Origin of the sequence: Burkholderia sp. JKS000303, assembly GCF_002563755.1 — a bacterium.
GTDB classification, from domain to species: Bacteria; Pseudomonadota; Gammaproteobacteria; order Burkholderiales; family Burkholderiaceae; genus Burkholderia; species Burkholderia anthina_B.
Map to the genome: position 1 here is coordinate 1977361 of NZ_PDBZ01000001.1, position 13830 is coordinate 1991190.

14 protein-coding genes are annotated in these 13830 nt (G+C 65.7%); 6 read left to right on the forward strand and 8 right to left on the reverse strand.

The annotated features are described in order from the left end of the window. Window positions 1–47: 47 nt before the first annotated feature. The 4 genes from cydB to rpoH form a co-directional block, all read right to left on the reverse strand. The gene (cydB, locus tag BX604_RS09595) at window positions 48–1184 is read right to left on the reverse strand and encodes a cytochrome d ubiquinol oxidase subunit II (protein WP_098550536.1); all 1137 of its coding nucleotides are present in this window, start codon (window positions 1182–1184) and stop codon (window positions 48–50) included. Between the two features lie 31 nt (window positions 1185–1215). Continuing rightward, window positions 1216–2793, reverse strand: a complete 1578-nt coding sequence (locus tag BX604_RS09600; protein ID WP_098550537.1) for a cytochrome ubiquinol oxidase subunit I — start codon at window positions 2791–2793, stop codon at window positions 1216–1218. After that, complete coding sequence (cydP, locus tag BX604_RS09605) at window positions 2783–3061, reverse strand: cytochrome oxidase putative small subunit CydP (RefSeq protein WP_098550538.1); 279 nt, start codon at window positions 3059–3061, stop codon at window positions 2783–2785. Before cydP ends, BX604_RS09600 begins: the two co-directional genes overlap by 11 nt. A gap of 330 nt (window positions 3062–3391) precedes the next feature. After that, on the reverse strand, window positions 3392–4327 hold the full coding sequence (gene rpoH, locus BX604_RS09610) for an RNA polymerase sigma factor RpoH (protein WP_098550539.1): 936 nt from the start codon (window positions 4325–4327) through the stop codon (window positions 3392–3394). A 360-nt stretch (window positions 4328–4687) separates the two neighbouring features. Between rpoH and BX604_RS09615 the strand changes: the two genes are divergently transcribed. Further along, window positions 4688–5257, forward strand: coding sequence for an acyloxyacyl hydrolase (locus tag BX604_RS09615; RefSeq protein ID WP_098550540.1), 570 nt, complete (start codon window positions 4688–4690; stop codon window positions 5255–5257). 46 nt (window positions 5258–5303) lie between these two features. Continuing rightward, complete coding sequence (locus BX604_RS09620) at window positions 5304–5687, forward strand: nuclear transport factor 2 family protein (protein ID WP_098550541.1); 384 nt, start codon at window positions 5304–5306, stop codon at window positions 5685–5687. A gap of 143 nt (window positions 5688–5830) precedes the next feature. Here BX604_RS09620 and leuA read toward each other — a convergent pair whose 3' ends face one another. Both leuA and ybiB read right to left on the reverse strand, forming a co-directional pair. Next, complete coding sequence (gene leuA / locus BX604_RS09625; protein ID WP_098550542.1) at window positions 5831–7477, reverse strand: 2-isopropylmalate synthase; 1647 nt, start codon at window positions 7475–7477, stop codon at window positions 5831–5833. 381 nt (window positions 7478–7858) lie between these two features. Further along, window positions 7859–8833: a DNA-binding protein YbiB gene (gene ybiB / locus BX604_RS09630; RefSeq protein WP_098550543.1), complete on the reverse strand. Its 975-nt coding sequence runs from the start codon at window positions 8831–8833 to the stop codon at window positions 7859–7861. A gap of 200 nt (window positions 8834–9033) precedes the next feature. Here ybiB and maiA point away from each other — a divergent pair, with 200 nt between their 5' ends. Next, window positions 9034–9678, forward strand: a complete 645-nt coding sequence (gene maiA, locus BX604_RS09635; RefSeq protein WP_098550544.1) for a maleylacetoacetate isomerase — start codon at window positions 9034–9036, stop codon at window positions 9676–9678. A 79-nt stretch (window positions 9679–9757) separates the two neighbouring features. Here the strand turns inward: maiA and ftsY are convergent, their stop codons facing one another. After that, window positions 9758–10903 (reverse strand): signal recognition particle-docking protein FtsY, encoded by a 1146-nt coding sequence (gene ftsY, locus BX604_RS09640; protein ID WP_098550545.1) that lies wholly within the window; start codon window positions 10901–10903, stop codon window positions 9758–9760. A 201-nt stretch (window positions 10904–11104) separates the two neighbouring features. On the opposite strand from ftsY, the gene rsmD reads away from it, so the two are divergent. From rsmD to BX604_RS09655, 3 genes are all read left to right on the forward strand, one after another. Next, window positions 11105–11719: a 16S rRNA (guanine(966)-N(2))-methyltransferase RsmD gene (gene rsmD / locus BX604_RS09645; protein WP_098550546.1), complete on the forward strand. Its 615-nt coding sequence runs from the start codon at window positions 11105–11107 to the stop codon at window positions 11717–11719. A gap of 111 nt (window positions 11720–11830) precedes the next feature. Then, entirely contained in the window at window positions 11831–12328 is a 498-nt protein-coding gene (gene coaD / locus BX604_RS09650) for a pantetheine-phosphate adenylyltransferase (protein WP_014895999.1), read from the forward strand. Window positions 12329–12387: 59 nt separating this feature from the next. Beyond that, window positions 12388–12654, forward strand: coding sequence for a YfhL family 4Fe-4S dicluster ferredoxin (locus tag BX604_RS09655; RefSeq protein WP_098550547.1), 267 nt, complete (start codon window positions 12388–12390; stop codon window positions 12652–12654). A gap of 91 nt (window positions 12655–12745) precedes the next feature. Here the strand turns inward: BX604_RS09655 and hisC are convergent, their stop codons facing one another. Next, window positions 12746–13813 (reverse strand): histidinol-phosphate transaminase, encoded by a 1068-nt coding sequence (gene hisC / locus BX604_RS09660; RefSeq protein WP_098550548.1) that lies wholly within the window; start codon window positions 13811–13813, stop codon window positions 12746–12748. Window positions 13814–13830 lie beyond the last annotated feature (17 nt).

Consider the following 13830-nt stretch of genomic DNA (forward strand, 5'->3'; position numbering starts at 1 on the left):
CTCCTTGCGAAACGGGAGGGCAGGGCGCGTGCGCGCCCCGGCCGGGTTCAATACATCGAGTGCTTGTTTTCTTCGAGCGTCTGACGCGTGACCTTGCCGCGCATCACGCGGTAGACCCAGCTCGTGTAGATCAGGATGATCGGCAGGAACACGATCACCGCGAACAGCATCACCTGCAGCGTCTTCTGGCTCGACGTCGAATCCCACACGGTCAGGCTGCTGCGCGGATCGAGCGACGACGGCATGATGAACGGGAACATCGAGAAGCCCGCGGTCAGGATCACGCCGGTGATCATCAGGCCGGTGCAGAAGAACGCCGTCTTTTCCTGCTTCGAGCCAGCAAGCAGCAGCGCGAGCAGGCCGCCGGCGATGCCGACGACCGGCGCCGCGATCATCCACGGATACTCGCTGTAGTTCGCGAGCCAAAGCCCCGAGCCGGCGGCGACGTCCTTGAGCAGCGGGTTCGCGACCGAGTCGGTCGGCGCGGCGTGCGTGATGTGGAAGCCGCCGATGGTCGACGCGATCAGCACGCCGGCCAGCACGAACAGCACGACCGCGAGCAGCGCCGACACGCGCAGCGCGATCGACGCGCGGCGGGCGATCACGCCGTCGGTCTTCATCTTGATGAACGCGGCGCCGTGCGCGACGAGCATCGTGAGGCTGACGAGCCCGCAGAGCAGCGCGAACGGGTTCAGCAGCGCCCAGAAGCTGCCGTAATAGGTCACGCGCAGGTCGTTGTCGAACTGGAACGGCACGCCCTGCAGCAGGTTGCCGAACGCGACGCCGAACACCAGCGCCGGCACGAAGCCGCCGACGAACAGGCCCCAGTCCCAGCCGGCGCGCCAGCGCGGATCAGGGCGCTTGCTGCGGTAGTCGAAGCCGACCGGCCGGAAGAACAGCGCGAACAGCACGAGCAGCATCGCGAAGTAGAAGCCGGAGAACGACGCGGCGTAGACGAGCGGCCACGCGGCGAACATCGCGCCGCCGGCCGTGATCAGCCACACCTGGTTGCCTTCCCACGTCGCACCGACGGTGTTGACGATGATGCGGCGCTCGTCGTCGGTCTTGCCGAGGAACGGCAGCAGCGCGGTGGCGCCCATGTCGAAGCCGTCGGTGACGGCGAAGCCGATCAGCAGCACGCCGACGAGCAGCCACCAGATCAGCTTGAGAGTTGCATAGTCCATAGCGATTCCTTGTTCCGTTGCAGGGGCGTGCTCAAACCGCCGCGCGCTCGCCGGCGGCGAGTTCGTGGTGATAGCGGCCGGTGTGCAGCGACGACGGGCCGAGGCGCGCGTACTTGAACATCAGCTTGATCTCGATGACGAACAGTGCGGTGTAGAACAGGATGAAGCCGGCGAGGCTCAGGTACAGGTCGCTCGGCTGCAGGCTCGACGCGGATAGGTGAGTCGGCAGCACGCCCGCGATCGTCCACGGCTGGCGGCCGAGCTCGGCGACGATCCAGCCGAATTCGATCGCGATCCAGGGCAGCGGGATCGCCCACACCGCATAGCGCAGGAACCAGCGACGGTTGTCCTGCAGCAGCTCGCGGCGCGCGCAGAACCAGAACGCGGCCACGAACGTCGCGACGAACAGGAAGCCGAGGGCCACCATGATCCGGAACGAGAAGAACACGGGCGCGACCGGCGGGATCGTCTTCTTCGCGGCGGCCTTGATCTGCTCGGGCGTGGCGTCGACCACGTTCGGCGTGAACTGCTTGAGCATCAGCCCGTAGCCGAGATACTGCTTGTGCTGGTCGAACAGCGCGTGGGTGGCTTCGCTCGTGTCGCCTTCCTTGATCTTCTGCAACGCGCCATACGCGATCATCCCGCTCTGGATGTGTTCCTCGTTATGCCTGGCCAGCTCGCGCAGGCCGATCACCGGTTCGTCGATCGAGCGGGTTGCGATCAGGCCGAGCGCGTACGGGATCTTGATCGCGTAGTCGGTGCGCTGTTCCTCCTGGTTCGGAATGCCGATCAGCGTGAACGGGGCCGGCGCAGGCGCCGTTTCCCATTCGGATTCGATCGCGGCGAGCTTCATCTTCTGCACTTCGCCGGTCGTATAGCCCGATTCGTCGCCGAGCACGATCACGCACAGCGTCGCCGCGAGGCCGAAGCCGGCCGCGACCGCGAACGAGCGCAGCGCGAAGTCGACGTCGCGCTTCTTCAGCAGATACCACGACGACACGCCGAGCACGAACATTGCCGCCGACACGTAGCCGGCCGACACGGTGTGCACGAACTTCACCTGCGCGACCGGGTTGAACAGCACGTCGAACAGGCTCGTCATCTCCATGCGCATCGTCTGGTAGTTGAACTCCGCGCCGACCGGGTTGTTCATCCAGCCGTTCGCGACCAGGATCCACAGCGCGGACAGATTCGAGCCCAGCGCGACGAGGAACGTGACGATCAGGTGCTTGACCTTCGACAGGCGGTTCCAGCCGAAGAAGAACAGGCCGACGAACGTCGATTCGAGGAAGAACGCCATCAGGCCTTCGACCGCGAGCGGCACGCCGAAGATGTCGCCGACGTAGTGCGAGTAGTACGACCAGTTCGTGCCGAACTGGAATTCGAGCGTGATGCCGGTCGTCACGCCCATCGCGAAGTTGATCCCGAACAGCTTGCCCCAGAACTGGGTCATGTCCTTGTAGACCTGCTTGCCGGTCATCACGTAGACGGCTTCCATGATGACGAGCAGCCAGGACAGGCCGAGCGTCAGCGGCACGAACAGGAAGTGGTAGAGCGCCGTGATGCCGAACTGCAGACGCGACAGATCGACGACTTCGCTACTTATCATGGTGGTCTCCCTCGGTAGAGGCGGGTGCCGGCACCGAAAGCAGTCTTTCGGCGACGACGGCGGGCGGCAGCGACATGTGCTCGGCCTGCGGATGATTGAAGAACGCGTATTTGAGCGACATCAGGAGGATCAGCTTGACGATCAGCACCAGCGTGATGTCGCGCACGAGCGTGGGTCCACGGGCCCACGCGGCGATGCGGGCGCGCCAGCCGATCGCACCGGCGGCCGGCGGGGGGGGCGGCGCAGGCTCTTTATTGATCGAGATCAAGGCGATAATCCTGAATCGATTTGCGTTGGTTTTGGGGCGACTTTACGTCGGATTTATGACGGCAGTGAAGCTGTTATTAATCCTTTTATGCCGACATACCGATTTTAAAATGCCGGCTTCCCGATGCCGAGTGCTGCGCTGCGGCAGACCGTCGCGAAATGCGGGTAAAAACTTGAGGTAGATCAAGGTTATGCGGAAGGGGCCGCACGCCGCCCAATACCCGATCAATAAGGTCGATTAATAAGTGAAGCGACTGGCGGGCAAACAGGCGAAAAAAAACCGCTGCCGGAGAGGCAGCGGTTTTGGGTGAAGCGCTCTAAATCGCCGGGCTTATGCGTATTCGGCGAGTGCGGTGCGCATCTTTTTCATGGCGCTCGCTTCGATCTGGCGGATGCGTTCCGCGGACACGCCGAATTCGGCGGCGAGATCGTGCAGCGTCGAGCCGCCCGAGCCGTCGTCGTCGACGTGCAGCCAGCGCGCCTCGATGATCCGGCGGCTGCGCGCGTCGAGCGCGTCGAGTGCTTGCGAGATGCCGTCCGTCTGCAGCATGTCGCGCTGACGCGCGGCCAGCACGGCGGTCGGCTCGTTGTGCGAGTCGGCCAGATAGGCGATCGGCGCGTACGACTCCTCGCCGTCCTCGACTTGCCCTTCGAGCGCGATGTCGCCGCCCGACAGGCGCGTTTCCATCTCGGACACGTCTTCACGCTTGACGTTGAGCTCCTGCGCGAGGCCGTCGATTTCCTCGGGCGTCATCGCCTGCATGCTCTTCTTGTGGCTGCGCAGGTTGAAGAACAGCTTGCGCTGCGCTTTCGTGGTCGCGACCTTCACCATCCGCCAGTTGCGCAGGATGTACTCGTGGATTTCGGCCTTGATCCAGTGGATCGCGTACGACACCAGACGCACGTTTTGCGCCGGGTCGAAGCGCTTCACGGCCTTCATCAGGCCGATGTTGCCTTCCTGGATCAGGTCGCCGTGCGGCAGCCCGTAGCCGAGATAGTTACGGGCGATCGACACGACGAGCCGCAGGTGCGACAGCACCAGGCGACGTGCCGAGTCGAGGTTGTTGTTGTCGCGGAATTCGGTTGCGTACTGGCGTTCTTCTTCAGCGGTCAGCAGCGGGATGCGGTTGACGGCCTGGATATACGCGTCGATGTTGCCAAGCTGGCCCGGCAACATCGATTGAGTTGCGAGCGCCAGCGAGCCTGCCGATTCGGCCTTGGCCGGCGTCGGGCTCAGGGTATTCGGAAGGGTCAAAGCGTGGCTCACTAAAAAACTCCTTTGGAATCAGGGACAAACCCTGGTCTCGGACGAGACTCCGAGGCCAATCTTAGCACTCCCACAATCCGAGTGCTAATTCCTTAGAGCGCACGTGGGCATCGGAGTTCCCGGTTTTTCTATCGGATTAGTCGAGTCGATAGTCTAAAGTGCGACCCAGCCGAAGCGACGGAGTTCCGTAAGCCGTTGTTTCTGAGGGGAATCAGTAGACGATTTCGATTTTTGTAGTTTTAGAAGCAAACCATTTCGCTTCGCGATGCCGATCAGAAAAGTCCTTTACCATACCATTCAGTTCGCTCGGGCCCGGCCGCTGCGGCAGGCTCCATTCAACCCAAAAAGTTGGAGTGTCAGATGAACAATAAAAAAAATCGCCGGCCCCGCAGCCGGCTTGCGCTGCATGCGATGCTCGCCGCGTCATTACTTGGCGGATCGACAGCAGCATTCGCGGATCGGTGGGGAATCCAGGCGGGCGGCGGGTTTTCCGATCGTCACGGGATCGACAAGGGCGATCTCGGAGTGGTCTGGGATCCGGGCTGGAACTGGTGGGCAATCGGCGGCTGGCACTTCGCGTTCGTGGTCGAAGGGCACGCAGGCTACTGGCACACGGGCGGCAACGTCCACAGCAGCATCGGCGAATTCGGCCTGACGCCGATGTTCCGTTTCATCAAGAGCGCAGGGGCGATACGGCCGTACATCGAGGCCGGCGGTGGTCTTCGGCTACTGACGCATCCGACGATCTCGAACAATTTCTCGGTGTCGACCGCGTTCCAGTTCGCGCCGACCGCGGGGGTGGGCGTGCAGTTCGGCCAACGGCAACAGTATCAGGTTGGCTACCGTTTCGAACATGTGTCTAACGCGGGTATCAAAGAGCCGAATCCTGGTATAAATTTCCACCAGTTCTACGTACAGTACAACTTCTGATCCGTACTACGCCCGCATGGCGGGCGCGTTGCCGAGGAGTCAGGCGATGGCGAAGGTAGTCGATGCGATCCGCGCGCTCGAGCGCGATCGGTTCCGGGCGATGGTGGACGGGGACGGCGAAGCGCTCGAAGCGCAATTGTCGGACAAGGTGTTCTTCGTGCACACCAACGGCAAACGCGAAACCAAGCAGCAGTTCATCGACGCCATCGTCGCCGGCCGCCGCCGCTATCGCCAGATCGAAATCCAGTCGCAGGATCTGCTGCCGGTCGGCGACGCCACCTGCGTCGTCACGGGGCGCGCGTTGATCGAGATGGAAACGAACAACGGCGGGCTCGTGTTCCCGATCGCCTACACCGCCGTCCACACCCACGAGCAGGGCCACTGGCGCCTGCTGGCGTGGCAGGCGACGCGGTGTGCGACCGAGACGTGAGCGCAGGTCGCGCCCGTTTTCATGTCCCGACCGAAGCGGCCTTCTGGGCCGCTTTTTGCTGCCCCGTGCGGCGCGGATCGCGCGGCGCACGGGCGGTCACACACCGCTCGCTGACGTTCAGACCTCGAGGCGAAACCCGGTAGTCAGGCTGCCGCGCGGCGGTCGGCGCACTGCCACGCCGAGCGGTTGATCGCGCTCGCGACCGCGTCGAGCGCGGCGCTCGCCGCATCGTCGTGCAGCCCGACGCCATGCCGCAGCGGCGCATCGCCGACCCGGCAGCCGACCGATACCGCGATCCGGCCGTCCGTCGTGCGGACGTGTTCGCACGACGCGACGTCGATCGTCACGCCGGCCGCCGCCGCGAACGCCGCGGCCGCGTGCTGCACGGCGTCCTCGGGCGTCGCGTCGGCCGGCGGCGTGCCCGCGATCTCGCGGTGCTGCCAGCGTGCGGCGTTGCCGTGGCGCGCGGCCGGGCCATCCGTCTCGAAGAATTCGCGTGCGAACAGCGCGCAGATCGCGTCGCCCGTCACTTCCTCGCCGGATGCGTCGGCGAGCGTCTGCACCGCGGCGCTGAACTCGATCTGCACGCGGCGCGTGGGCGTGAAGCCCATCCCGCGTTCGAGCAGGAACGTCGCGCCGCCCTTGCCGGACTGGCTGTTGACGCGAATCACCGCGTCGTAGCTGCGGCCGAGGTCGGCCGGGTCGATCGGCAGATACGGGACTTCCCACACCGCGTCGGGGCGCTGCTGCGCGAAGCCTTTGCGGATCGCGTCCTGATGCGAGCCCGAGAACGCGGTGAACACGAGGTCGCCCGCGTACGGATGGCGCGGATGCACGGGAATCTGGTTGCAGCGCTCGACCACGCGGCGCACCGCGTCGATGTCGGAGAAATCGAGGCCCGGGTCGATGCCCTGCGTATAGAGGTTCAGCGCGAGCGTGACGAGGTCCACGTTGCCGGTGCGCTCGCCGTTGCCGAACAGGCAGCCTTCGATGCGGTCGGCGCCCGCGAGCAGCGCGAGTTCGGCGGCCGCGACCGCGGTGCCGCGATCGTTGTGCGGATGCACGGACAACACGATGCTGTCGCGATATGCGAGGTTGCGGTCCATCCACTCGATCTGGTCGGCGAACACGTTCGGGCTCGCGGCTTCGACGGTCGCCGGCAGGTTCACGATCATCTTGTGATCGCGGGTCGGGCGCCACGTCTGCGCGACCGCATCGCACACTTCGCGCGCGAACGTCAGCTCGGTCATGCTGAAGGTTTCCGGCGAGTACTGATAGGTCCACTGCGTGTCCGGGCGAGCGGCCGCGTGTTCCTTGATGATTCGCGTGCCCTCGACCGCGAGCGCCTTCACGTCGGCCTTCGACATCCCGAACACGATGCGGCGGAACGACGGGCAGACCGCGTTGTAGAGGTGCACGATCGCGCGCGGGACGCCTTCGAGCGCATCGAACGTCCGGGCGATCAGGTCTTCGCGCGACTGCACGAGCACTTCGATCGTCACGTCGTCGGGGATGCGCTTCTCGTCGATCAGCTTGCGGACGAAATCGAAGTCGGTTTGCGACGCCGACGGAAAACCGACTTCGATCTCCTTGAAACCGATCGCGACCAGCATGTCGAAGAATTCCAGCTTCTGTTCGATGCTCATCGGCTCGATCAGCGACTGGTTGCCGTCGCGCAGGTCGGTGCTCATCCAGACCGGCGCACGTTCGATGGTGCGGGTCGGCCAGCGGCGGCCATGGAGGCGGACGGACTCGAACGGGCGGTACTTGTCTTGCGGGTTGCGCTTCATCTTCTGGACCTCGGGTCTCAAGTCGCGAGCGAAGACGGGCGGCATGGGCGACGGTTGGCGCTGCCTCGCACCGTGGCGCCGGATAGCGCTACGGATACGGATGATCTTCGCGAATCGACCGACGGATAGACGGACGAATGCTGACGACTTCGGGTTGTAAAAACTGCGAGAAGGGTGCTGCGAGGAACTGCTGGGAGGGACCGTGCGAACAGCACACGGCGCTACGACAGCCTTAGGCTAGTCGTAGCGATAGCGGCCGCGCTAGGCGGCCGGAGGTAATTCGGAGGGTGTTCGGAAAGGAACGCATGTCGGCAACTCTATGCCAGGATGCGGGCGCGTGTCAAATGGTCGGCGGAAATATCGGCGCGAAGCCCGCGGCGGTCAGGGCGCGATCCGGGCGATCCGCACGATCGTTTCGACCTGTCGCGCGAGCGTGTCGGGCACCGGGATTTCGCCGCGCAGCACGGCATCCGTCCATGCGGCCGTCGTCGCCGCGTCGCGCGATTCGGGTAGCGCGACGGGGGCTGCGTCGGTCGACGAGCGCTCGGCTTCGATCAGCGTGTCGCACACGCCGTCGTGCAGCCAGTCGACCTGCACCTGGCGCCGCGTGTCGGCCACCGCCTCGCCTTCGGTGCCGCGCGCGAGCAGCGCGCCGCCGAGCGCGGCGTCGGGATGGTCGCGGAACAGTTGGGCGAGGCTGTCGCGGTACGGCGGATGCGTGTAGTTGACGAGCCGCAGGCCCGTCGGCGCGAACGGCTGCAGGATCTTGACGAGCGTATGCGTGGAGTTGCGCACGCCGAGCACTCCGCGCAGCGCCAGCAGGCGCGCGAGGCGCGGCGCCAGCGCGTCGATCGGCGCGAATGCGACGCGGCGTTCGGCGAGCGTGTCCTCGATCGCGTCGTGCGACGTCGACGACGCGATCGACAGCGCGGAGAAGATCTCCGCGCTCGTCACGCGGCCCGGATCGCGCTCCACGCCGTGCACGAGCACCGGCACGCCTTCGCGTGCGAGCAGCAGGGCGAGCAGCGGCACCAGGTTCGGCTGCTTGCGCGCGCCGTTGTAACTCGGGATCGACACCGGGCGGAACGCCGCATCCTGCACGCGAATCGGCTCGAACGACACCTGTGCGGCGGCGAGCATGGCGGCCAGCTCGTCGGCGGTTTCGCCCTTCAGGCGATAGGCGATCAGGACCGCGCCGAGTTCGACGTCCGATACGCGCGCATCGAGCATCGCGCGATAGAGCTCGAACGTGTCTTCGGCGGACAGCGCGCGCGCGCCGTGCGGACCGCGGCCGATTTCCTTGATGAAGCGGGCGCAAGGGAACGGCGAGGCTGCGGAGTCTTGGGGAGCGGTCATCGGAGCGTGGGGCGGGCGGCCGGCATCGGGCCGCGCGGTGAACGGTGAGGAATGCCCCGAGTATCGCACGGGCGCGACTCGCCCAAGCGAGCGGCCGCGCGCGCCGCCGCGGCGTGGCGCGCTAAACTCTGGTTCCCGGCGGTGTCGCGCGCGTGCCGCGCATGCCGATGCGGGCAGAATACGACCACGAGAGACATCCCATGAAGCTCTACAGCTATTTCCGCAGTTCCGCGTCGTACCGCGTGCGGATCGCCCTGAACCTGAAGCAGCTGCCGTACGAGACCGTCCCGGTGCACATGTTGCGCGACGGCGGCGAGCAACTGAAGGACGCATACCGCGCGGTGAATCCGGATGCGGTCGTGCCGTCGCTGGTCGACGGCGATGCGACGCTGCAGCAATCGCTCGCGATCATCGAATATCTCGAGGAAACGCATCCCGAACCCGCGCTGCTGCCGAAGCAGCCGCTCGACCGCGCGTATGTGCGGGCGATTGCGCTGCAGGTCGCATGCGAGATCCATCCGCTGAACAACCTGCGCGTGCTGAAGTACCTGAAGCACACGCTGAAGGTGCCCGAGGAAGCGAAGAACGCGTGGTATCGGCACTGGATCGAGGCCGGTTTTGCATCGCTCGAGACGCGTCTCGCGAACGATCCGCGTACCGGCAAGCTGTGCTTCGGCGACACGCCGACGCTCGCCGATATCTGCGTCGTGCCGCAGGTGTTCAACGCGAACCGGTTCTCGATCGACACGACGCGCTTCCCGACGATCCAGCGGATTACCGACTACGCATCGACGCTCGACGCGTTCAAGGCCGCCGAGCCCGGCGCGCAGCCCGACGCCGAGTGACGTGTGGCGCCCGCCGGCAGGCGGCCGCGCATGAAAAAGGGCGCCCGAAGGCGCCCTGTGCGGTGCAGGCCGGCGGTGCTCAGCCGAGCAGCGCGTCCGCGAATTCCGCTGCGTTGAACGGCTGCAGGTCTTCCACCTTCTCGCCGACGCCGATGAAGTAGACGGGCACCGGACGTTGCCGCGCGATCGCGGCGAGAATGCCGCCCTTCGCGGTGCCGTCCAGTTTCGTGACGATCAGGCCGGTGAGGCCGAGCGCATCGTCGAATGCCTTCACCTGCGTGAGCGCGTTCTGGCCCGTGTTCGCGTCGATCACGAGCAGCACCTCGTGCGGCGCGCCGTCGTGCGCCTTCGAGATCACCCGCTTCACCTTCTTCAGCTCTTCCATCAGGTGGAGCTGCGTCGGCAGGCGGCCGGCCGTGTCGGCCATCATCACGTCGATCTTGCGCGCGCGCGCGGCGCTGACCGCGTCGAAGATCACCGCGGCCGGGTCGCCGCTTTCCTGCTGCACGACCGTCACGTTGTTGCGCTCGCCCCAGACCGCCAGCTGTTCGCGCGCGGCCGCGCGGAACGTGTCGCCCGCGGCCAGCAGCACCGACTGGTCGAAGCTCTGCAGATGCTTCGCGAGTTTGCCGATGCTGGTCGTCTTGCCCGCGCCGTTCACGCCGGTGATCATCATCACGAGCGGCTGCGCGCGGCCGAGCATCAGCGATTTCTCGAGCGGCGCCAGCAGCTCGACGAGCAGGTCGTGCAGCGCGCTCTTCACCTGCTGCGGGTCGGTCAGCCGGCCCACGCGCACCTTTTCGCGCAGCGCGCCGAGCAGGTACTCGGTCGCATCGACGCCGGCGTCGGACATCAGCAGCGCGGTTTCGAGCTCTTCGTACAGATCCTCGTCGATCTTCGTGTTGACGAACACGCCGGTGATGCTCGAGCCGGTCTTTGCGAGCCCGGTTTTCAGGCGGGCGAGCCACGACTTCTTCGCGGTCGCATCCTGCGTGGGTGGCGGCACGATCTCGACCGCTTCGACGACCTCGTCGCTGCCGTCGCTGGTCGGCGTGACCGTCATCACGACGGCCGGCGCGACCGGCTGCGCGGGTGCCGGCGGGGCCTCGGGCGCGGGCGCTTCAGGCGCTTCGAGCGTCTCGTCCGGTTGCGGCGCGTCGGCCGATTGCGATTCCGCGGAGTCGGACTCCTGCGTTTTCTTGAATCGTTTGAAGAAGCTGAACATGGTCTGGCGTCGGGAAGAGGGCGGGCGCCGCCATGGCGGAGCGCCGGAGGGGCCGTCCTGCGTGCGCACGGCGGCCGAAACCGTGCATTTTATCAGTGCGGCGGGGCGCTCGCGTCAGTGCGCGCCGCCGCTGTGGTAACGTGCGCCTGTTTGGCGGTGCGCCCTCGTGCGCACCCGGTCCCTCCGTTGTCGATATTCCGTATGTCCCGTTCCTCTTCCGGCCGCGCTGCGGCCCCCTCTGGCCGCGGCAAGCCGCACACGATCCGCATCATCGGCGGTGACTGGAAACGCACGCCGCTCGCCGTGCTCGATCTCGACGGCCTGCGGCCGACGCCCGATCGCGTGCGCGAGACGCTGTTCAACTGGCTCGGCCAGGATCTCGACGGATGGCGCTGTCTCGACCTGTTCGCGGGCACCGGTGCGCTCGGCTTCGAAGCCGCGTCGCGCGGTGCGTCGAGCGTCGTGATGGTCGAGCGTCATCCGCGCGCCGCGCAGCAGCTGCGCGCGATCAAGGACAAGCTTGGCGCACGCTCGGTCGAGGTCGCGGAAGCCGACGCGCTGAGGCTCGCGGCCGGTCTGACGCCGGGCGCGTTCGACGTCGTGTTCCTCGATCCGCCATTCGGCGAGCAGGCCGTGCTCGATCGTGCGATCGCGCTGTCGGCATCGCTCGTCGCGCCGGGCGGCGCGTTGTACGTCGAGACGGGCGCGGAGCTCGACACGGCCGCGCACGAAGCGCTCGCGGGCTGGCAGGTGGTGAAGCACGGCAAGGCCGGTGCGGTTCACTATCATTTGCTGCGGCGCGAAAATGATGAATAATGCGCGTTCCATACGAGGCGGCGCGCCGCAAAGGCGACGCATGCCCATCTCGGCAGCGGTGTGCGGATTGCACGGCTGCCAACCCGTTTGCGTGATGACAGGAGGAGCGACATGGTAGTCGCCGTGTATCCCGGTACGTTCGATCCGCTGACGCGCGGGCACGAAGACCTCGTGCGGCGTGCGTCGAGCATTTTTGATACGCTGGTAGTCGGCGTTGCGGACAGCCGCGCGAAGAAGCCGTTCTTTTCGCTGGAAGAACGTCTGACGATTGCGAACGAGGTGCTCGGTCATTATCCGAACGTGAAGGTGATGAGTTTCACCGGTCTCCTGAAGGACTTCGTTCGCGTCAACAACGCACGCGTGATCGTGCGCGGCCTGCGTGCCGTGTCCGATTTCGAATATGAGTTCCAGATGGCAGGGATGAACCGCTATCTGCTGCCCGACGTCGAGACGATGTTCATGACGCCGTCCGATCAGTACCAGTTCATCTCGGGGACGATCGTGCGGGAAATCGCGCAGTTGGGCGGCGATGTCAGCAAGTTCGTGTTTCCGTCCGTCGAGAAGTGGCTGACCGAGAAAGTCGCTGCGATGGGAGGCCCGGCCGCGTGACGCGGCGCCGGCCGGTTTCGTCGTGAAGCCGGCCGCTGGCCTGAAGAAGTGAGATCAGTATGTCTTTGATGATTACCGACGAGTGCATCAATTGCGACGTGTGCGAGCCCGAGTGCCCGAACGGCGCGATTTCGATGGGCACGGATATCTACGTGATCGACCCGAACAAGTGCACCGAGTGCGTCGGCCATTTCGACGAACCGCAGTGCCAGCAGGTGTGTCCGGTCGAGTGCATTCCGCGCGATCCCCAGCATGACGAATCGCACGCGCAATTGATGGAGAAGTACCACGCGTTGATCGCCGCGAAGGGCGACGACGCGCAGTGACCTTGCGGTGACGCGCTGCGGCATGGCCGTGCGCGCGTCACGGTCATGGCGTCACGATTTCCGGCCGGCGCCTTTCGGCGCCGGTTCCGTTTCAGCCCAGCAGCTCGCGCAGTGCCGCGACGAGCGCGTCGCATTCGGCATCGGTGCCGACGGTGATGCGCAGATACTGGTCGATTCGCGGCGCGCGGAAGTGCCGCACGAAAATCTCCCGATCCTTCAGCTTTGCCGTGATCGCGCCCGCATCGTGCGCGGGATGGCGCGCGAACACGAAGTTCGCCGCCGACGGGATGACGTCGAAACCGAGCCCTTCGAGCGCGTGCGTGAGTCGTTCACGGCTGTCGATCACGCGCCGGCAGATCGCAGCGAAATAGTCGGTGTCTTCGTATGCGGCCTGAGCGGCGACCTGCGCGAGCCGGTCGAGCGGATACGAGTTGAAGCTGTCCTTCACGCGATTGAGCGCGTCGATCAACCCTGCATCGCCGAACGCGCAACCGACGCGCATGCCCGCGAGCGAGCGCGCCTTCGACGTCGTGTGCACGACGAGCAGGTTCGGATACCGGTCGATCAGCGTGATGGCCGATTGCGCGCCGAAATCCACGTACGCTTCGTCGATCACGACGACCGACGACGGGTTCGCGGCCACGATCCGTTCGATGTCCGCGAGCGGCAGCGCCCGACCGGTCGGTGCATTCGGATTCGGAAACAGCACGCCGCCGGCGTCGTCCAGATAGTCTTCGACCCGGATCGAGAAGTCGTCCGCGAGCGGCACGACGGTGGTTTCTATGCCGTACAGGCGTGCATAGGTCGGATAGAAGCTGTACGAGATGTCCGGGAAGCGCAGCGGCCGGTCGTGCTTGAGCAGCGCCTGGAACGCATGCGCGAGCACTTCGTCGGAGCCGTTGCCGACGAAGATCTGCTCGGGCTTGATGCGGTGATGGGCCGCGACCGTCTCGCGCAGCGCGCGCGCGAGCGGATCGGGATAGCGGCGCAGCGTGTCGCCGGTGTCGCCGAGTTCGCGTGCGATCGCCGCGACGACGCGCGGTGAAGGCGGATAGGGATTCTCGTTGGTGTTCAGCTTGACGGGGTGCGCGAGCGCGGGCTGTTCGCCCGGCACGTAAGGCACGAGTTGCTGAACGACGTCGCTCCAGTAACGGCTCACCGCTTGGCTCCTGACGG

Coding starts and splice junctions, on each gene's coding strand:
- cydB (WP_098550536.1), bottom strand. CDS start 1,184: ATGGACTATGCAACTCTCAAGCTGATCTGGTGGCTGCTCGTCGGCGTG.
- BX604_RS09600 (WP_098550537.1), bottom strand. CDS start 2,793: ATGATAAGTAGCGAAGTCGTCGATCTGTCGCGTCTGCAGTTCGGCATC.
- BX604_RS09615 (WP_098550540.1), top strand. CDS start 4,688: ATGAACAATAAAAAAAATCGCCGGCCCCGCAGCCGGCTTGCGCTGCAT.
- BX604_RS09620 (WP_098550541.1), top strand. CDS start 5,304: ATGGCGAAGGTAGTCGATGCGATCCGCGCGCTCGAGCGCGATCGGTTC.
- leuA (WP_098550542.1), bottom strand. CDS start 7,477: ATGAAGCGCAACCCGCAAGACAAGTACCGCCCGTTCGAGTCCGTCCGC.
- ybiB (WP_098550543.1), bottom strand. CDS start 8,833: ATGACCGCTCCCCAAGACTCCGCAGCCTCGCCGTTCCCTTGCGCCCGC.
- maiA (WP_098550544.1), top strand. CDS start 9,034: ATGAAGCTCTACAGCTATTTCCGCAGTTCCGCGTCGTACCGCGTGCGG.
- ftsY (WP_098550545.1), bottom strand. CDS start 10,903: ATGTTCAGCTTCTTCAAACGATTCAAGAAAACGCAGGAGTCCGACTCC.
- rsmD (WP_098550546.1), top strand. CDS start 11,105: ATGTCCCGTTCCTCTTCCGGCCGCGCTGCGGCCCCCTCTGGCCGCGGC.
- coaD (WP_014895999.1), top strand. CDS start 11,831: ATGGTAGTCGCCGTGTATCCCGGTACGTTCGATCCGCTGACGCGCGGG.
- BX604_RS09655 (WP_098550547.1), top strand. CDS start 12,388: ATGTCTTTGATGATTACCGACGAGTGCATCAATTGCGACGTGTGCGAG.